The following is a 19,485-nucleotide window of genomic DNA, read 5'->3' as shown; positions in this document are numbered from 1 at the left end:
CGCTTCGCGCGTATCTCCCGGCACGGAAATTCCCTCTCGACCGTCTATGATTCAGTTCCAGAGTTCACCTGAACGACACAAGCGGGCGCCTCGGTGCGTCCAGGGAGTCACTTCGATGATGCGTATTACGAGGACAGTGCTCGCCGTAGCGATGGCCGCGGCAATCTCCGCGCAGGCGTTTGCCGCCGCTCCGGAGCATGGCAAGCTCAAGCTGCCGGAGATCAAGTACGAGACCTACACGCTGCCTAACGGGCTCAAGGTCATCACGCATGAGGATCACCGTCTCCCACTCGTCGCCGTCGACCTCTGGTATCACGTCGGCCCGCTGAACGAGCGGCCAGGCCGCACAGGCTTCGCTCACCTCTTCGAACACATGATGTTCGAGGGCTCGGAGCACGTCGGCGAGAAGGCCCACATCAAGTTTGTGCAGGGCGCGGGCGCTACCGACGTGAATGGCACGACGGACTTCGACCGCACCAACTACTTCGAGACCATGCCCTCCAACCAGTTGGAGCTGGCGTTGTGGCTGGAGAGCGACCGCATGGGCTTCCTCATGGAGGGCCTCGATCGCGTCAAGCTCACCAACCAGCGTGACGTGGTGCGCAATGAGCGTCGTCAGGGCGAGGGACGCCCTTATGACGTGGCCGACGAAGAGATGTACCACCAGCTCTTCCCCAAAGGCCACCCCTACTACGGATCGGTGATCGGCAGCCACCAGGACATCGAGTCCGCGCGTGTGGCCGATGTTCGCGACTTCCACCAGCAGTTCTACACGCCCAACAACGCGTCCATCGCCATAGCCGGCGACTTCGATCCGAAGCAGTTGAAGGCGCTGCTGGAAAAGTACTTCGGCCCCATCCCGCAAGGCCCGGCCGTGGAGCCGGTGAACGTGCAGACCCCGCCGATCACGTCGCAGAAGCGTGTCACCGTCACCGACACGGTGAAGCTTCCGCGCCTGAGCGTGTCCTGGCTGACGCCCGCGGCCTTCACCCCGGATTCCTATTCCACCTCGGCTGCGATCTACGCGCTGAGCGGAGCGAAGACCAGCCGCCTTGATGAGGAACTGGTGATCAAGACGCAGGTGGCGCAGAGCGTAACCTGCGGCTCGGAGCCCCTGAAGCTCACCGGCGTCACCAGCTGCGACATCGTCGCCAAGCCTGGCGTGAAGCTCGAGGATCTCGAGGCCACCTTCTGGACCGTCCTGAAGAAGCTGCAGGACGAAGGGCCGACCCCGGAGGAGCTCGAGTCAGCCAAGGCCGGCGACCTGTCGCGAAAGATCACTGGCCTGCAACGGCTGGGCGGCTTCGGTGGCGTGGCCGACACGCTGGATCGCTACAACCAGTACATCGGCGACCCCGGCTATCTGCCCAAAGATGTTGCCGCGGAAGAAGCTGTGACCGCAGCCAGCACCAAGGCCGCGGCCAACCAGTACCTCACCAAGGATGCGGCGGTGGTGATCTACTGTGTGCCCGGCAAGAAGATCCTCGACGACGTGCCGCGCTCGCCCGACAACACGGACGCGGACGTCAAGATCACTAACCCCTACACCCCGGCCTTCGAGGAGACGGAGAACTGGCGCAAGACCATTCCCAAGCCGGGGCCGGCGCCCACGGTGCACCTGCCCGTGCCGCAGACCTTCGCGCTCGCGAATGGAATGAAGGTGCTGGTCGTCGAGGAGCACGCTCTGCCAATTCTTTCGGCAGCGGTCGTCTCCCGTGCTGGCAGCGAGAACAACCCAGCCGACAAGGCCGGTCTCGCTGGTCTCACCGCGCAGCTGATGGGTGAGGCGACGGACTCACGCTCGGTCGAGCAGCTCTCCAGCGCTGAGGAACTGATCGGCACGCGTATCGGCGTGGGCGCGACGATGGACGGCGCCACCGCCTCCATGACCGTGCTGGCCAACAACACCGCCGTTGGCATGGGCCTCCTTTCGGATGTCGTCGAGCACCCCGCCTTCAACGCGTCGGACATGGAGCGCCTCCGCAAGCAGCGATTGGTGGGCATCCAGCAGGAGACCGACTCTGTCGCAGCAATGGCGCAGCGCGTCGGGCCGTTGCTGGTCTATGGCGATACGCCTTACGGCCGCTCGCCGAATGGAACGATGGAAAGCATCGGCAAGCTCATGCGCGATGACGTCTCGGCCTTCTACAAGGGCCACTACGGTCCTTCGGACTCAGCCCTGGTGCTGGTCGGGGACGTGACGTTGAAGGAAGCCCACACCATCGCCGACCAGTACTTCGGCAAATGGACAGGCGCGGCCGTAGCCGCGGCTTCGCTGCCAACGCCTCCCACGCCCGGCCCCACGCATGTCGTCATCATCGATAAGCCCGGCGCTCCGCAGACCGCGCTCTTCACCTTCGGTGTTGGCATTCCCGCCACCTCGCCGGACCTGCCCGCCGTGCAGGTGATGAATTACACCCTCGGCGGAGCCTTCGCCAGCCGCATCAACATGAACCTGCGCGAGGAGCACGGCTATACCTATGGAGCTAGCTCGGCGTTCCGCGCCTATCGCGGCGCCGGCCCGTTCCTCACCGGCGGCCTGGTGCGCACCAACGTCACGGGAGACTCCGCTACGCAGCTAATGTACGAGATCAAGCGCTTCCCGGACACGCCGCCGACCGAGGCAGAGCTGACAGAGGCGAAGAACGCCAGCGTGCAGTCGCTGCCCGGCAGCTTCGACACCACGGCATCCATCGCGGGCTCGCTCTCCAGCATCTTCCTCTTCAGCCGCCCACTGGACTACTACGCCAACCTGCCAGCGCGCTATCGCGCCGTCAGCTCGGCGGACGTCTCCCGCGTCGCGCGGGAGTACATCCATCCCGACCAGCTCCTCATCGTCGCCGCCGGCGACCGCAGCAAGATCGAACCACAGCTCAAGGACGCGAAGCTTGGAGCGGTCGAGGTGCGGGACATTAACGGCAAGAAGGTGGAGTAAGGCAGCACGACAGCGGAATAGCAGAGTAGCGAGGGCCGCCCACATCCGGGCGGCCTTTGTTTGCCGCCATGCGACACTCTCATTGCAGGACGGTACGCTCTGAAACTTTTGACTTACCCTGTCGTCTAAGCCGTTCGACATGCTACGAGCCATCCTCACTGCGCTGCTCTGCCTCACCCCGTTTGCGGCAACTGCCGAGAAGCGTCCCAGGCCTGCGCCACTTCCGCCAGTCCATGCGGGCGTGACGACGCGCGTCTTCCACCCGAAGGAAGCCCGCGACTGGCGCGGCGGCCGCCATCAGCTCGACGTGACCGTGTGGTATCCCGCGCCCGAGACCGCAGCGGAGACACCGCAGTGGATCGGGCCGCCAAACGCTCCGTTGCTGAGCAAAAGCAGCGCTGCGCCGAATGCTCCACTCATCCCTGGCCCCCGCAAGCTACCGCTCATCGTGCTCTCGCATGGCACCGGCGGCTCCGCGGACCAGATGGCGTGGCTGGGCACGGCGCTCGCGCGTGCAGGATTCATCGCCGCCGCCGTGAACCATCCTGGCAATAACGGCAGCGAGCCTTATACCGCGCAGGGTTTCGTCCTGTGGTGGGAACGCGCTGCGGACCTTAGCGACGTCATCACCGGCATGCTTGCGGATGAAGAGCTTGGCCCGCGCATCGATCGCGACCGCATCGGCGCTGCAGGCTTTTCCATCGGCGGCTACACCGTGATGGAGCTCGCGGGCGCGCAGACCGACATGAGCGTGCTCTACGACGAGTGCCGCGAGCACACCGACCTCGCCTGGTGCCATGTGCCCGAGATGAAGGCCTTCGGGCCGCCGCCCCAGATGCTGGAGACCACTCGGAAGACCAGCAGCGTCTCGCTGGCGCGCAGTGGTGAGAGCTTTGCGGACGACCGCATCCACGCAGTCTTTGCGATCTCACCAGCTATCGAAGAGGTGCTCACGCCCGATAGCCTCAAGGCCATCCGCATGCCCATCGAGGTCGTCGTCGGCAATGCCGATCCCATCGCGCCCGCGAAATTCAACGGAGATTACCTGCGTTCGCGCGTGCGCGGCCTGCGCGAGGTCATTCTGCCCGGCGGCGTCGCGCACTACACCTTCCTCGATAGCTGCACCGAGCTCGGCAAGGAGAAGCTCGGTGTCTACTGCGCCGATGAACCTGGAGTCGATCGCGACAAGGTCCATGCGCAGGTAGCTGGCATGGCGGTGGAGTTCTTCGGGAAAGAGCTGCAGGTCTGGTAGCGCTGCTCCCGCCTACTCGACCCGCAATATCAGGCACTTCAAGTAGCGCGTCTCCGGCAGCGTGAGCACCTCAGGATGGTCCGGCGCAGCGGCCCGTGTCTCCAGTAGTTGCACGCGGCGGCCTGCGTCTCCGGCAGCGTCGGCGATGACCTCGGTGAACTCCGCCAGCGACACATGGTGCGAGCACGAGCATGTGATCAGCGTGCCTCCCCGCGCGAGCAGGCGAATCGCACGCAGGTTCAGCTCCTTGTAGCCACGCAGCGCACCCTCCGCTGCACGCTTGGTCTTCGCGAACGAGGGAGGATCGAGCACGATCGCATCGAAGGGTTCGCGCGCATCGAGCGGAAGCTTCGTCGTCTCGTCCGGATTACGGTGCGCATCGTCCAGCGCGCGCATCAAGTCGAAGGCATCCGCCTCGATCCAGTCGACCTTCCCGCTCGACAACGCATCGGCATTGAGCTGGAAGTTTTTCTCCGCCGCTTCCAGCGCCGAACGCGACTGATCCACCCCGGTGACGCGCTCGCACACCTGCGCCAGATGCAGCGCAAAGCCGCCATGGTAGGTGCAGATATCCAGCGCTCGCTTATGCAGTCCCGAGGCGCGAACATGCGCCGCGGCGGCGGCATAGTTGAGCCGCTGATCCAGAAACGCGCCCGTCTTCTGTCCCGCGCCCACGTCATAGGCGAAGCGCAGGTCATTGAGCGAAAAGATAGTCGTACCTTCGGGCTCGGGTTGATTGCTGAAGAGCGCATCCGTTGCGGGAGCGCTGAGCTGTTCGATCTCGCGGATACGAGAGTCAGGCCGTTCCCAGATGGTGAGCGGCTCCCCGTTGGGAGTCAGCTCGGCTCGCAGCGTGTCCACAACCGCCTGACGCAGGTCCTGCTGCGCGGTGCCTTGGGTCAGCAACTGAAGCACAACCATCGCGCCATAGCGGTCGACGATAATGCCTGGCAAACCGTCCGCCTCACTGAAGATCAAGCGCTGCGCGGTATTGTGCTCATCCAGCGGAGCAACGATGTGCCGCCGCTGCAGGGCCGCTGCCACACGCTTCCGCACCTCGGCGAGATACTCCTCGCGCGTGACTCCGGCGCTGCTTGAGATCAGTCGTGCCGCAATCAACGATGCGCTGGAATAGAGAGCCGTGCCGAACGGACGTTGACGGCTATCCACAAGCGTGACGAGAACCCCGGGCGCAAATTCCACCGCGGGGTCCTCAAGCTCATTGCGATAGACCCAGAGATGACCGTTACGAAGACGGTCGGCGGCGCGGCGGCTGATGCGAAGAAGGGGAGAATCAGACATTCTCGTTCAAGTGTAGAACCCCAGCATTCGCACCGCCGCGCGATTGCCTAGCGATTGAGGTCGTGGAGGGTCTTGCCTGCGGCCTGCGCCAGCTCACCCGCGGCGTCCTGCACAGCACCGCCGATGTGGTCGACGGCACCTTCATCCTGCAGGTTCTGGTTGCCGGTCGCGCGTCCGATACCCTGCTTAATGCTGCCGACCACGCTGTTCCCCTTGCCGCCAATGCGCTGCTTGGAACCCCACGCGGACGTGCGCCGTGCTGCACCCTCAACGTCATCGGAACCTGTCGCATGCTGCGGAGCCGGCATGTTCTTCAGCACATAAGCCGCCACTGCAATACCCGCCGCTGCTGCCACCCAGGAAATCATCTTTGTCATCGCGTCGTCCTCCTGCACAGTTGAGATGCCATCCGCCGCCGCCGCGTCTGCTCCCAATCGCGCGGCTCCATACAATGAAGACGATGCAGACGCAAACGGACGTGGTGGTGATCGGCGGAGGCGCCGCCGGACTGATGGCGGCGCTTGAGGCGGGTCGCCGTGGTCGCCACGTCCTGGTGCTGGAGCATGGCGACCAGGTCGGCCGCAAGATCCTCATCTCCGGCGGCGGCCGCTGCAACTTCACCAACCTCGGCGCACGCGCGGAGAACTATCTCAGCGCAAACCCGCACTTCGCGAAGTCCGCCATGGCCCGCTACCAGCCGAGCGACTTCATCGCACTGGTGCGGAAGCATGGGATCGCGTTCCACGAAAAGACCCTAGGCCAGCTCTTCTGCGATGGCTCCGCGCGGCAGATCGTGACCATGCTGGAGCGCGAGTGCGGCGAGGCTGGCGTGCAGATACGTTGCGGCGTCACTGTCCGCGAGGTGCGTCCCCTCGTCGCTTCCCCGCTGCGCTTCGAGCTCCTCACCAGCGCCGGCGACTTCGCGTGCGAATCGCTCATCATCGCGAGCGGCGGCCTGTCGATTCCGAAGATGGGAGCAACAGGCTTTGGCTATGACGTGGCGCGGCGGTTCGGGCATAGCATCATCACACCGCGCCCCGCGCTTGTGCCTCTGGTCTTTGGCGAAGAGGATCGCGCGCGGTGGTGCGACCTCAGCGGCATCTCCGCCGAAGTGATCGCGCAGGCCGAGCATCCTCCCGAAAAGAAAACTCGCGGTGGACGCATTCCCGCCTTCCGCGAGAAGCTGCTGATCACTCATCGCGGCGTCAGCGGCCCCGCGGTACTGCAGGCCTCCAGCTATTGGCGGGAAGGTGAAGCGATGCGGTTCGATCTCGCGCCCGGCCACGAAGTGCTCAAGCCGCTCTATGCGAAGAACGCGCGCAGAGATCCCGCATCCCTCTTCGCCGCACTGCGCGCCGTGCTTCCTGCGCGCATGGCGGAGCGTTGGATCGAGAACGAGAACCCGCAGGACTGGAGCAACACCGGGCTCGCCAGGCTCGAAGCCGCGCTGCATGCCTGGACTGTGCGGCCTGCGGGAACCGAGGGCTTCGCGAAAGCCGAGGTCACCGCCGGCGGCGTCGACACACGCGAGCTCGATGCTCGCACGCTGCAGAGTCGTCGCGTCGAGGGGCTCTACTTCATCGGCGAGGTCGTCGACGTGACCGGCTGGCTGGGAGGCTATAACTTCCAGTGGGCCTGGGCCAGCGGCGTTTCGGCAGGCCGCTCGGCGTAGTCGCGCGCGCTGCTACTGCACGATCAGCGTGAGTTGGACAGCGTGCGATACGCCGGAAGCCGTCCCCGTCACGGTGAGTGTGTACGTTCCGTTTGGCGTAGGAGTCGGGTCGGGGTTGGTTGTCGTCGCGCCGGGAGGAAGTGCTCGTCCCGCACTGCATCCCATGACGCCGACGGCTGCCAGCGACAACAGGACTGCCACCATCGGCCCTGCGATGTTGCGCCTGCGCCTGCTCAACCACAACAACGGCGCGGCAATCGCGAACAGCACAGGAGCGCTACGGCGCATCCACGGCATAGCGGCTCCGGGAGTGAGAGCTGCCACGCCCGTGGTCACCGTTACGGTGAGTACCTGTGTGCCGCCCAGCGCTCCCGCCGATGGCGTCACGATGCAGTGCGAGTCCACCGGCGCTCCCGCGCAGCTGAGCGCGACGGCGCCGCTCAGAGAACTTAGCGATGAGAGCTGCAGTGAGTATGTTGCGACGGCCCCGCTGCTCACCGTTTGCGAACTCGCACCGGTTGCCGTCAGCCCGAAGTCCACGCCAGTCCCCTCGAGGGTGACCGTCCGTGTAGCTGGCGTGGCATTGGTGACCATCGTCAATGTGCCGGAATACGGTCCGGCGGCGCCAGGAGTCGATACGATCTGAATCGTGCAACTCGTACCCGCGGACAGCGTGGCTCCGCAACCATTCGCCGTCAGGGCAAAGCCCGGGCTGACGCCGACATTCGCGATGTCGAGCGGCAGGCCGCCGTTGTTCGTCAACACTAAGGCTTGCGTGGCGGAGGTCAGCCCCACACCCGTGGGCGCGAAACTCAGCGAGGTCGGCGTCAGTGAGACGCCCGGCGGAGCAACACCGGTACCGTTGAGGACCACGGTCTGGCTGCGGAAGGCATCGCTGACGGTCAGGAGTCCCGTACGTGTCCCCGTCGCTGCGGGCGTGAATGTCACTACCACGGCGCACGTGGAATGCGCCGCAAGTGACGTGCCGCAGGCGTTGACGGCCCCAAACTCGGCCGTCGAGGTGGAGGCGCTGAGGAGCGTCAGCGCCACGTCTCCGCTGTTCGTCAGCGTGACCTGTTGACCGGCGCTGGTGCTGCCAATCACCTGCATCGCAAACGTCAACGCGAGGGGCGTCAGCGTATCGGTTGCGGGAGCATTGCCCGTGCCGCTCAGCGCCGCGGTCTGCGTGCCCACGCTGCTGCCCACGCTCAGGGAGCCGCTGCGCAGGCCGCTGCCAGTGGGAGTGAAGGTAATCGCAATCGAGCAGCCAGTGCCCGGCGCGAGCTGGCCCCCACAGGTATTGTTCGCGATCGCAAAGTCGCCGCTGATGATGGGCGTCTGCAGTGTGGCAGCGACGCCCCCGATGTTTGAGAGCGTGATGACCTGCGTTGCAGCCGTCTGGTTCACGATCGTCGCAGGGAACAGGACTGCCGCCGGTGTGAGCACAAGATCGGCCGCCGCCACTCCCGTTCCACTCAGCGCGATGGACTCCGTGTGCGCACTGTCGACCAGTGTGATCGTTCCGCTACGGGTGCCTGTGGCTGACGGAGTGAAGGTGATGCTGAGGGTGCAGGAGCTATGTGCAGCAAGCGACGCTCCGCAGTTCGTCACCGCTGCGAACTCCGGGCTTGAAGGCGTAAGGCTGGTGATTGCCAGCGCGACATCGCCCGAGTTGGACAGCGTAACGCTCTGCGCCGCGCTGACCGTATTTACCTGTTGCGCGGCGAAGCTCAACGACGCCGCACTCAGCGTGTCGGTCGCGGCCAGGTAGCCCGTGCCACTGAGGCCTACCGTCTGCGTGTGGACAGCGTCCACGACGGTCATACTGCCGCTGCGTAGTCCTGAGCCCGTAGGTGTGAACGTGACATTGATCGTGCACGAACTGTGCGCCGCAAGAGACGAACCGCAGTTCCCTGTTGCCCCGAACTCCGCGCTCGAGGTCGTGATACTGGTGATGTTGAGCACCACCTGGCCGGTGTTGGTCAGCGTTATCGGCTGTGAGTTGCTGGTGCTGCCAATAGCCTGCGAACCAAAGCTCAGCGTTAATGAGGAGAGCGTGTCCGTCGCCGGATCGTATGTCCTTCCCGTCAGCGAAACCGTCTGCGTGCGGCCTGTATCGCTCACGCTGAGCGTGCCGGTCGAGGTGCCACTCGTTGCGGAACTGAAGGTCACGCTCAGAGTGCATGCACTGTGCGCGGCCAGCACCATACCGCAGCCGTTCGCAACGGTAAACGTCGGGCTTGTGGAGACGCTAGTGAGGTTCAGCGCGGAGTCGCCGGAGTTGGTCAGCGTGATGCCCTGCGCAGAGCTGGTGGCGCCCGTGGGCTGTGAGCCGAAGCTGAGCGACAACGGTGCGAGCGTGTCGGTAGCCGGTGCCAGGCCGGTGCCGCTGAGTGCGACAGTCTGCGTCGAGGGCGTCGCGCTGTTGCTGATCGTCAGCGAGCCGTTGACCCCGCCCGTGGCAGTGGGTACAAACACAATGTTCACCGCGCACGAGACGCCTGCAGCCAGCGTTCCCCCACAAGTGTTGGAACTCACAACAAACTCCACACTGGTCGTTATGCCCGAAAGAGTCAGCGGCAGGCCGCCGGTGTTGGTCAGCGTCACGACCTGCGCAGGGCTGCTGCTTCCCGTAGTCGTGGATGGAAAGGTAAGCGACGCGGGCAAGACCAGGAGCGCGGCCGGCGTTGCTCCCGTACCGGTCAGTGACACGACCTGCGGCGACGTTGGCGCATTGTCCGTGAGCGTGAAGCTGCCGCTGTACGTCCCGCTGCCCGGTGGAGAAAACGTGAGACTGTACGTGCAGGAGGCTCCCACGGCCAGCGTCGCGGCGCAGGTCGAAGAAGCAATTCCGAAGTTTGAGCTCGCGACCGCCGATGACAACGTCAACACCGAGCCTCCGTTGTTGGTCATCGTTACGATTTGCGCGGGGCTCGTTGTCCCGATGAGCACCGAACCGAAACCCATGCTCACGGGAGTCAACGTGACGCCTGGCGCCGCGACGCCTAGACCCGTAAGCGCAATGTTTTGCGTACCGTTGGCGTCGACGACATTGATGCTCCCAGTGCGATTGCCGGGAGTTGCCGGGACGAAGCTCACCGTGATCGTGCAGGAGCTATGCGCGGCCAGGGAGCTGCCACAGGTGTTCGACTGCGGGAATTCTGCGCTCGATGAGCCAATCCCGGTGATCGCGAGAGACACATCGCCGGAGTTCGTGAGTGTGACGTCGCGCGGCGAACTCGCCGTACTCACCAGCTGCGTGCCGAAGCTGATGTTGTTCGTGGAGAGGGTGTCTGTCGCGGGCAGGTAGCCGGTGCCGCTCAGCAAGACGGTCTGTGCGCGAATCGTGTCCGTGACGACGAGCGATCCAATGACCGTGCCGCTGGCTGTGGGGGTGAAGCTGATGCTCAGCGTGCAGGAACTGTGCGCTGCCAGCGAGCTGCCGCAAGGATTATTCAGCGCGAAGACCGCGGGTGAAGCTGTGATGCTCGTGATGCTCAGGGCGACGTCGCCCGTGTTGGTCAATGTCACGCTTTGCGGCGCGCTTGTCGTATTCACGGCTTGCGAGGCGAACGTGAGCGCGAGCGGCGCCATCGTGTCCGTCGCTGGAAGATAGCCGCCGCCGCTGAGCGTCACGGTCTCCGTCTGGAGAGCGTCGGCCACAATAATCGAGCCCGTACGCGTGCCGCTCACGCCTGGCGTGAAAGTAACGCTCACCGTGCATGCGCTGTGTGCCGCGATGGAGCTTCCGCAGCTGTTCGTCTGCGCGAACTCCGCGCTCGTCGAGCTAATGCTCGTGATACCCAGCGCGACGTCGCCGGAGTTTGTCAGTGTCACCGTTTGCGCAGCGCTGGTTGTGTTCAGTATCTGCGAAGGGAAAGTAAGCGACGTTGATGAGAGGGTGTCGGTCGCAGGGTTGAATGCTGTGCCGCTAAGGCTCACCGTCTGGCTACGGAGGGCGTCCGCCACTATCAACGAGGCAGTGACCGCGCCACTCACCGTGGGAGCGAACGTTACGCTGATGCTGCACGAGCTTTGCGCCGCCAGTGAGCTGCCACATGTGTCGCTCTCCACGAACTGAAGGCTCGAGGAGGTGATCAAGATATTACTCAGAGGGAGATCGCCCGAGTTCGTCAGCGTAAGACTTTGCGCCGCACTGCTGGTGCCAGTCTGCTGCGAAGCAAAAGTCAGCGAGGTGGGTGCAAGTGTGTCTGTCGGCGGGTGAACTCCCGTGCCGCTCAGGGTTACTCCAACAGTCCCGGTGCTCGCCGCTGAAGGAATGCTCAGCGTTCCCGTCGCCGCACCGAGCACCACCGGAGCGAAGACCACGCCTACCGTGCAGCTGGAGCCTGCAGCCAACGTCACTTCGTTGCAGGTGTTGGCAGTGATGGCAAAGTTGCCGCTGATCGTCAACGTGCCGAGAGTGAGCGCAGTATTTCCGCTGGACGTCACCGTCACCACTTGCGTCGCGGAGTTGATGTCCACTCCCGTAGCCGGGAACGCGAGGCTCAGCGGCGACACGGTGATGGCCGGCACCACCGGGGGTGCTGCCGTGAGGAGCGGCGTGCTCCAGATGCCGCGCCCATAAGTGCCCGCCCGTAACAGGCCCACGCGGCCATCGCCCGTGGGCAGGCTCGCTCCCGCTACCAGGGATGTCACCGGCGAATTCGGTAGGCCCGTACCCAGCGGACTCCAGCAGTTGGCTGTCGCGCAAGTGGTCACGGCCGTCGTCACGTAGACGCCTGTATCAAGCGCGACATAGACGGTGCTGGCATCGCCGGGATCGGCGGCAACAGCATTCGCGGGAGCGTCAGGAAGGTTCGCGGAGAGATTGGTCCAGTGCGCCCCAAAGTCCGTGGACTGGTAGACATGCGGCTGGCCAAATCCCATCACTGTGGCGTAAACGGTGGCTCCCGTCGCATCGTGCGGATCGACCGCCAGCGCTGAGATATCGAATCCGGCGGGATTGAAACCGGAAGAGTCATTGGTGACTGGCGACCCCTTGAGGTCGGTCCACACGCTCGAGCTGGAGGCGGTGTCCGCCCCCGTCGTCACGAACACATGTCCGCCGATCGCCGCTCCACCGTCCAGCGTTCCGCTCATGCCCGCATACATCACCTTTGAGCCGGCCCACTGTGCGCTCCCGGAGCTCGCCACCGGACCGCCTGCCGCGATAGACCTCACCAACGCACTTGAAGGTGTGCATGGTGTTGCCCTTCCGTCGAAGGCGCTTGAGAGCGCATTGCTGGCCGACCACGCGTTCCCCGACGCAGGCCCACGCCACACGCGGCAGGTCGCGGTCACCAGGTTGGTGGTTCTCCCCGGGTCCAGCAATGCCGGCGCGTCGAGTTGCGCGGCGTCGTAGCTCACTTGCGCCTCGCTTACGCTTGCCGGCGGAACGAAGTTGTTTGCCGTGCAGCTCCCTCCCACCACACAGAGGGAAAAGTTCACCTCCGCGCCGATCGCCAGCAGCCAGTTCGTCGGCGTGTTGGGATCGAGCAGCGGATAACCACCCTCGCCCGCCGAGAGCTGCGGCCACGCCGCGAGAGTGCTGGCCGCGCTGGTCGCGCCCGAGCCGTTCTGTCCCATCCCCGCGAGGAGCGTGTTGGCATCCGACGGATGCTGTGCAAGACCAACAATCTCCGCCAGCGAGCCGCCGGCGCCAATCGCCGCGTTGAGGTTGTCGAAGTGGCTCGCGTCGGTCGCGGAGCACGCGGCGCCGGTCTCCGCAACACCATCCAGCGAGCGCCACAGGCCGCTATCGTTGCCGAGGAATAGCAGCGGCGATCCCGAAGCCTGACTCAAGGCCGCCAGGGCGTGCTGCGCAGGAGCCACCTTCGCCGGCGCCGCGCATCCGTTCACCGCATTGGTGGTGTTGCGCCACGCGCAGGATCCGGAGTTGTTGGCCAGCGTACAGCGGTACAGGTCGATCGTACCGGCATAGAGCTCCGTCTCGCCCGAGCTCGCCGGGGCTGCCGCCAGCGTGAGGTTATAAGTTCCCTGTGCGATGGCCGTGTTGCCTGAACCCACCTCGAGCGCGCCGTTGTCCAGCCTTGTGGGGAAGGTCGGCGCCAGCGTACTGCAGACGCCGCTGGTCAGGCGGCAGAGGTCCTGCCACAGACCCTGATCACCCGCGCTGGCATCTACGGTAAGCGCATACAGGTCGCCCGTAAGCGGCTGCACGGCCAGCGTGCCGCGGAAGATCGGGCAGGCCGTCGACGTGGTAATCGAGGGGCAGTCGGCCGTGGTCAGTCCCGCTCCCGGCTGCGAGGCCAGCCTCGTCCACGTCACGCCATCCGCCGAGCTGTAGTAGCCGTGATAACGGACGGCGGCCACAAAGATGGCTCGCTGTGCATCCCACACCACCGAGGTCGCGGCGTTGCCCGGCTGCGATCCCGTATATGGGGTCGGTTGTTGCACCACCTGCGCACCGTCGTAGACGCTGGCCATCTGCCAGGTCAGCCCCGCGTCGGTGGAGTAATAGAGTCCCGCCGTCGCAGTGTTGGAAGCCCCGGTGAGAACCCCGTCAGCGGAAGTAGAGAACGCCGCCACGACCAGGGCCGGCGTCGCGGTCGAGAAGGCAATGCCCGCCGTCCCCAGTCCGATGAAGCTGTGGTTGCCGTTCGCTCCGTCGTGCGAGCCCTGCACCACGGTCCAGGTCTGGCCCCCATCCGTCGAGCGCAGCAGCCCTTCGCCGTACAGCGAGTCGGTCGCGTCATTGGGGTCGCCCGTGCCCGCGAGCAGCACCGGGTTGGATTGCGGTTGCACGGCCAGCGCGCCGATCGAGATCGACGGAATCACGGAGGAACCCGCATTGCCGCTGAACACCGGCAGGTCGTCCGTGAGCGGAGCCAATGTCACGGAGCTCAGCGCTCCGGCGGCGTTCACCGACTTCCAGACGCCTCCGCCGGTTGTCCCCACGTACACCGTATTGCCCGTTGCATCGTTCGGATCGAGCGCAATCGTCGTGATCCGCCCTGTGACGTTTCCATAGCTGATGGAGGCCACCGAACTGGGCCCGAGGGGCTGCCAGGGTGCGGTTAGGGTGGCACTGTCCGGCCGCGCCGTGCGGGCTGCGGCCATCGCCTGCGACTGATTCCGTGCCTGCGCGAGCGCCTGAGCCGGAGTGCGGGAGGCGTCCGTCCGCCATGCTGCCGAAGTGACCCCTCGCCCTGCCGCAAACGCCCGCGCATGACTGCGCGCCTGGGCCGAAGGGGTGTTGTCGCCACTCTGTGAAGCGGCTGGCAGGCCCGCTGTGAGCGTAAGTACCGCGAGGCCCACGACAAGTCTGCGCGCAAGAGAGATCCGGCCCGGCGTCGTGGAGGACCACGCCGAGCTGCAGGGGAAGCTCGCGATACGACTCAGCGGCAAGCAGGCATTCCCAAATCCACCGATATTGGGCCCGGTGCTCGGCTCATCTTCCGCATCTTCGGCAGGATTGCCGGATGGCGCGAGGAAGATACTCCTGGCGTCTCCAGTAGGCATGCCGAATCGGAACAGGACAACGGGCTTTCGGTTTGGCGCTGAGTGTAGCAGGAAACGGCAACGAGTTGCCCTAACTCGCAGTCACGGGCAACCCCAGCTGCAGGCAACTCGAAGAAGACGCGACTTCTTGATCGTGTACAGAGTCAACCCCTGTTGGAATCCGGCATCCGAATATTGCAGGAGCGGCCGTGCACGCCTGGGCCCCCGGAAGTATCGGCGTGCACGCCGCCCGCTCCATCCGTGCGCTCGTTGCCCCCGAGACCTCAGCTGCCCCGATTCGGTATAAGGGTTTGCATGAGCATCGCGAAGCCGGACACCCCGAAGCTGACTACCGTAAAGCTTGGATCACAAGGCGCGACCGTCTCCCGCATGGGCCTCGGCTGCATGGGCATGTCGGACTTCTACGGGATGCGTGACGACGAAGAGTCCACCCGCACCATCCAGCGCGCCCTCGACCTCGGCGTGACATTTCTCGACACCGCTGACGTCTACGGCATCGGCGACAACGAGCAGCTGATCGGCAAGGCGATCGCAGGTCGGCGCGATCAGGTCTTCCTCGCCACAAAATTTGGCCAGTGGTACACCCGCGACACGCCCCCAAAGTGGACCACCACCGGCACGCCGGAGTACGTCCGCCAAGCCTGCGACGCCTCGCTGCAGCGGCTCGGCATCGACACCATCGATCTCTACTACCAGCACCGCGTCGACCCAAACGTCCCCATCGAGGAGACCGTCGGAGCCATGGCTGAGCTGGTCGCCGCCGGCAAGGTGAAGTACCTGGGCCTCAGCGAAGCTGGGCCGGACGCGATCCGCCGCGCCCACGCCGTGCACCCCATCACCGCCCTGCAGACCGAGTACTCACTCTGGAGCCGCGACGTGGAGCAGGATGTGCTCCCGGTCTGCCGCGAGCTCGGCATCGGCTTTGTGGCGTATAGCCCGCTGGGCCGAGGCTTCCTCACCGGCACGGTGAAGAAGGAAGATCTGTTGCCCACCGATCCACGCGCCACCCGCATGCCGCGCTTCCTCGGCGAGGCCTGGGACCGCAATGAGCAGCTGGTCGAAAACGTCGGCCGCATCGCCGACCGCATGGGCGCAACGCCGGCCCAGCTCGCCCTCGCATGGGTCCTCGCCAAGGGAGACGACATTGTGCCCATCCCCGGCACCAAGAAGCGCACCTATCTCGAGCAGAACGCCGCAGCGGCGGCGTTCACGCTGACTCCCGGCGACATCGCTGAACTGGAAGCCGCCATCCCTCCCGACGCCGTCGTCGGCGACCGCTACAACGAGTACCAGATGGCGTTGATCGCCAAAGGCCGCTAGAGCAATCAGCTGTTCTGCTGCTTCCAGGGTGCTCTCAACCCGCTCCAGACCTCGCTCACCAAGACGCTGTTGCCGGGGTTGCGAGGGTCATACCGCACCTGTACCGGCTGGTCCAGTCGGAAGCCGCGGACGCGATCCGCGAGTCCGGAGACATCCTGCGCGCAGTTGTAGACCACACCCGCCAGCCTGTAGCTGTAGACCAGCACCTCGGGTTCGTCGGAGACGCTCTCTTCGCCAGCCAGCGTCCGGGCATCCAGGATAAAACCGTCGGTGATGCGGCCCTTCTCGGAGAGCTGCACGCGGCGGCGGCGCTCGATCTCCTCCGCCGAGGGCCGGCGCAGGCGGAAGAACAGCCAGACGCCGAAGCCCACCAGCACAACACCGCCGAGGATGGCTCCCACCACACGTAGGTCGATCCGCTGTAGCAGCTGCACCAGCTTGTGGAGGAAAGGCTTCACTTCAGGGTTCCCGAGGGGTCTTGAGGCCAGCATAGCGCAGCCCGGTGCGCTCGTGCGCCAAAGGCTCGTAGAAGGAGGCATATACTTTGAGGCTGTGCCGAAGAGGATCATGAAGCGACCGGAGATGACTCCCGCAACCCTGCCACGCCGTGCACGCACCCAGCTCGACCACCCGCTAGATCTGGCTGACGGTCGCCGCGTGCGCTCCACTACTGTGCTCTGCGTCCGCCGCGGAGTCGATACCGTCATCGCCGCGGACGGCCAGGTAACCCTGGGAGCCACCGTGATGAAGCGCGGCGCCAAGAAGCTGCGCCGGCTCTACAACGAGCGCATCCTCGCCGGCTTCGCCGGCTCCACCGCCGACGCCTTCGCGCTCTTCACTCGCTTCGAAGCCAAGCTGGAACAGTTCGGTGGCAACCTCGGCCGCTCCGCTGTGGAACTCGCCCGCGAGTGGCGCACCGACAAGCTCCTCCGCCAGCTCGAGGCCCTGCTCATCGTCGCCGACACCAAGCAGATGTACGTCCTCTCCGGCGATGGCGACGTCATCGAGCCCGACCCTGTGCGCAACGCCGCCGGCGAGACCGTCGGCTACATCGCCACCATCGGCTCCGGCGGAAACTACGCCCTCGCCGCCGCTACCTCGCTGCTGGAGAACACCGATCTCTCCGCCCGCGAGGTCGTCGAGAAGAGCATGAAGATCGCCGCCGAGATCTGTATCTACTCCAATGAAAACGTGACGTTTGAGGAGTTGAAGGCGGAATAAGAATGGAATAAGTTCTAAACCCGGACACGCTACCTCGTTTTTCAACGGGGATTGGCCGGAGCGGTTAGACTGAACGGAGGGTACCGACGATGGCAAGTACGGGTAATGTTCCTCTGAGTCGGCAAATTCGGTTCTTCAGCAGCCTCGAGGAGCAGGAAGAGGAAACGATCCGCTACTGGAACACTCGGACGGCAGAAGAAAAGCTACGATGCACCACGGAGCTGATCCTTCGGTCGGGACGCATGGCGACGAATCATGGAACTACTTCCGGATCAACTCGATCTCTTGTCCGCGTTCCTTGCTCATGGAGTTAAGTTCTTGATTGTGGGCGGCCACGCCGTCAACATCTATACCGAACCGCGCTACACGGGTGATGTTGACATCTTCGTGAGCGGGGACGAGACGAACGGGCTTGCGGTATACCGGGCCCTTGCTGCTTTTGGAGCGCCTCTCGAAGACGTAACGCCACAGGATTTCATCGACAAGCCCGGACAATACTTCCAGATTGGTCTTCCTCCCGCGCGTATCGACGTCATGCAGAGCATCTCGGCTGTCTCGTTCGAGCAGGCCTGGAGTAACGCAAAGACCGTTCAGATAGGCGGTCACGACGTGAAGATCATCTCCCGTGAGGACCTAATCAGAAACAAGCTCGCGTCGGGGCGTCCGAAAGACCTCGTTGACGCAGATCAACTGCGCAAGTTTGGCGCGAGGTAGTTCGAGTGGCAATTTATTTACCCGCAACCGCAGAGGACCAGGCCGTCTCCCTCGAGGAGATGACGCCTCGCGAGATCGTCGCCGAGCTCGACAAATACGTCGTCGGACAGGCCGCCGCCAAGCGCGCTGTGGCCATCGCCCTGCGCAATCGCACCCGTCGCCAGAAGCTTTCACCCGACATCGCCGACGAGGTGATGCCGAAAAACATCCTCATGATCGGCTCGACTGGTGTGGGTAAGACCGAGATCGCCAGGCGTCTTGCGAAACTCACCAACTCGCCCTTCCTCAAGGTCGAAGCCTCGAAGTTTACCGAGGTCGGCTACGTCGGCCGCGACGTCGAGTCCATCGTCCGCGACCTCGTCGAGACCGCCATCGACATGGTGCGCGAGGAGAAGCTCGACGAGATCGAGGACCGAGCCGAGCTCGCCGCCGAGGATCGCATCCTCGACCTCGTCATGGCGCAGGGCGACCGCCAGCCAGACGCTCCGCTTGAGTCTTCGATCGCTCCCAAAGAAGATCTTCAAGGATCCGAAATTGTAGGATCCACCAACGGCATCCACGCGGTGGAGACTCCGGTCAGTCCCGAATCTGACCGGGCCCGCGAGCGCGAGCGCCTGCGTCAGCAGTTCCGCGAAGGCCGCCTCGACGATCGTATGGTGGAGATTGAGACCCGCGACCGTAATCAGCCCGCCGTCGAAATCTTCTCCAACCAGCCGCCTGATGAGGTGGAATCCAGCAACATGAAGGAGATGCTCTCCAGCATGTTCGGGCAGCGCACCCGTCGCCGTCCCATGAAGCTCGGAGAGGCCTTCGACTACCTCGTGCAGGAGGAGGAAGGCCGTCTCCTGGACATGGACCAGATCACCCGCATCGCCATCGAGCGCGTCGAAGACACAGGCATCGTCTTCCTCGACGAGATCGACAAGATCGCCGGACGCGAGGGTGGCCACGGCCCCGACATCAGCCGCGAAGGCGTCCAGCGCGACATCCTGCCCATCGTCGAAGGCACCACCGTGAACACGAAGTACGGCTTCGTCACCACGGACCACATTCTCTTCATCGCCGCGGGAGCCTTCCACGTCTCCAAGCCCAGCGATCTCATCCCCGAGCTGCAGGGCCGCTTCCCCATCCGCGTGGAGCTCAAGCCGCTGACCATCGACGACTTCCTGCGCATCCTCACTGAGCCGCGCGCCTCGTTGGTAAAGCAGGCCCGCGCCCTGCTCGAGACGGAAGGCCTCACGCTGGAGTTCACTGAGGAAGCGCTCGCCGAGATGGCCCGCTTCGCCTTCGCGGTGAATGAGCAGACCGAGAACATCGGCGCCCGCCGTCTGCACACCATCCTCGAGAAGGTGCTGGACGAGGTGAGTTTTTCCGCTCCGGACATGGTCCGCGCCGCGCAACAGGGGACCAACCCCAACATCGAAGGCGTCCCCGTGCTGGTCGACCGCATTGTGCCGCGTGACAACGGCGAGAGCACAACCGAGCGAGTCCTCACCATCGACCGCGCCTATGTCGCCACGCAAGTGGAGAGCATAGTCAAGAACGAAGACCTGAGCCGCTACATCCTGTAGCGATCCGGCGGTC

11 protein-coding genes are annotated in these 19,485 nt (G+C 64.6%); 7 read left to right on the top strand and 4 right to left on the bottom strand.

The window, feature by feature from the left end; all coding sequences use genetic code 11:
* The first annotated feature begins 115 nt into the window (after positions 1-115).
* Together AC5E6W_RS14670 and AC5E6W_RS14665 are read left to right on the top strand one after the other, a co-directional pair.
* Entirely contained in the window at positions 116-2,935 is a 2,820-nt protein-coding gene (locus tag AC5E6W_RS14670; RefSeq protein WP_491753058.1) for a M16 family metallopeptidase, read from the top strand.
* A gap of 139 nt (positions 2,936-3,074) precedes the next feature.
* Positions 3,075-4,187: an alpha/beta hydrolase family protein gene (locus AC5E6W_RS14665; RefSeq protein ID WP_491753057.1), complete on the top strand. Its 1,113-nt coding sequence runs from the start codon at positions 3,075-3,077 to the stop codon at positions 4,185-4,187.
* A gap of 12 nt (positions 4,188-4,199) precedes the next feature.
* Here the strand turns inward: AC5E6W_RS14665 and AC5E6W_RS14660 are convergent, their stop codons facing one another.
* Both AC5E6W_RS14660 and AC5E6W_RS14655 read right to left on the bottom strand, forming a co-directional pair.
* Complete coding sequence (locus AC5E6W_RS14660; protein WP_491753056.1) at positions 4,200-5,489, bottom strand: class I SAM-dependent rRNA methyltransferase; 1,290 nt, start codon at positions 5,487-5,489, stop codon at positions 4,200-4,202.
* A gap of 47 nt (positions 5,490-5,536) precedes the next feature.
* Complete coding sequence (locus AC5E6W_RS14655) at positions 5,537-5,866, bottom strand: hypothetical protein (RefSeq protein WP_491753055.1); 330 nt, start codon at positions 5,864-5,866, stop codon at positions 5,537-5,539.
* A gap of 83 nt (positions 5,867-5,949) precedes the next feature.
* Between AC5E6W_RS14655 and AC5E6W_RS14650 the strand changes: the two genes are divergently transcribed.
* Entirely contained in the window at positions 5,950-7,161 is a 1,212-nt protein-coding gene (locus AC5E6W_RS14650) for a BaiN/RdsA family NAD(P)/FAD-dependent oxidoreductase (protein WP_491753054.1), read from the top strand.
* Positions 7,162-7,173: 12 nt separating this feature from the next.
* On the opposite strand, the gene AC5E6W_RS14645 is transcribed toward AC5E6W_RS14650, so the two are convergent.
* A complete protein-coding gene (locus AC5E6W_RS14645) occupies positions 7,174-14,646 on the bottom strand; it encodes a choice-of-anchor D domain-containing protein (protein ID WP_491753053.1) in 7,473 nt (2,490 codons plus the stop codon).
* Positions 14,647-14,940: 294 nt separating this feature from the next.
* Here AC5E6W_RS14645 and AC5E6W_RS14640 point away from each other — a divergent pair, with 294 nt between their 5' ends.
* Positions 14,941-15,966 carry an aldo/keto reductase gene (locus AC5E6W_RS14640; RefSeq protein WP_491753052.1) on the top strand — a complete coding sequence of 342 codons (1,026 nt, stop codon included), beginning with the start codon at positions 14,941-14,943 and terminating at the stop codon, positions 15,964-15,966.
* A gap of 5 nt (positions 15,967-15,971) precedes the next feature.
* Here the strand turns inward: AC5E6W_RS14640 and AC5E6W_RS14635 are convergent, their stop codons facing one another.
* Complete coding sequence (locus tag AC5E6W_RS14635) at positions 15,972-16,424, bottom strand: DUF3592 domain-containing protein (RefSeq protein ID WP_491753051.1); 453 nt, start codon at positions 16,422-16,424, stop codon at positions 15,972-15,974.
* Positions 16,425-16,533: 109 nt separating this feature from the next.
* Here AC5E6W_RS14635 and hslV point away from each other — a divergent pair, with 109 nt between their 5' ends.
* From hslV to hslU, 3 genes are all read left to right on the top strand, one after another.
* Entirely contained in the window at positions 16,534-17,187 is a 654-nt protein-coding gene (hslV, locus tag AC5E6W_RS14630; RefSeq protein WP_491753050.1) for an ATP-dependent protease subunit HslV, read from the top strand.
* Positions 17,188-17,442: 255 nt separating this feature from the next.
* Positions 17,443-17,901: a nucleotidyltransferase gene (locus tag AC5E6W_RS14625; RefSeq protein ID WP_491753049.1), complete on the top strand. Its 459-nt coding sequence runs from the start codon at positions 17,443-17,445 to the stop codon at positions 17,899-17,901.
* A 5-nt stretch (positions 17,902-17,906) separates the two neighbouring features.
* Positions 17,907-19,472, top strand: a complete 1,566-nt coding sequence (gene hslU / locus AC5E6W_RS14620; protein ID WP_491753048.1) for an ATP-dependent protease ATPase subunit HslU — start codon at positions 17,907-17,909, stop codon at positions 19,470-19,472.
* The last annotated feature ends 13 nt before the right edge of the window (positions 19,473-19,485 follow it).

This window comes from Bryocella sp., assembly GCF_058498515.1.
This window is presented reverse-complemented; position numbering and strand designations above follow the sequence as displayed.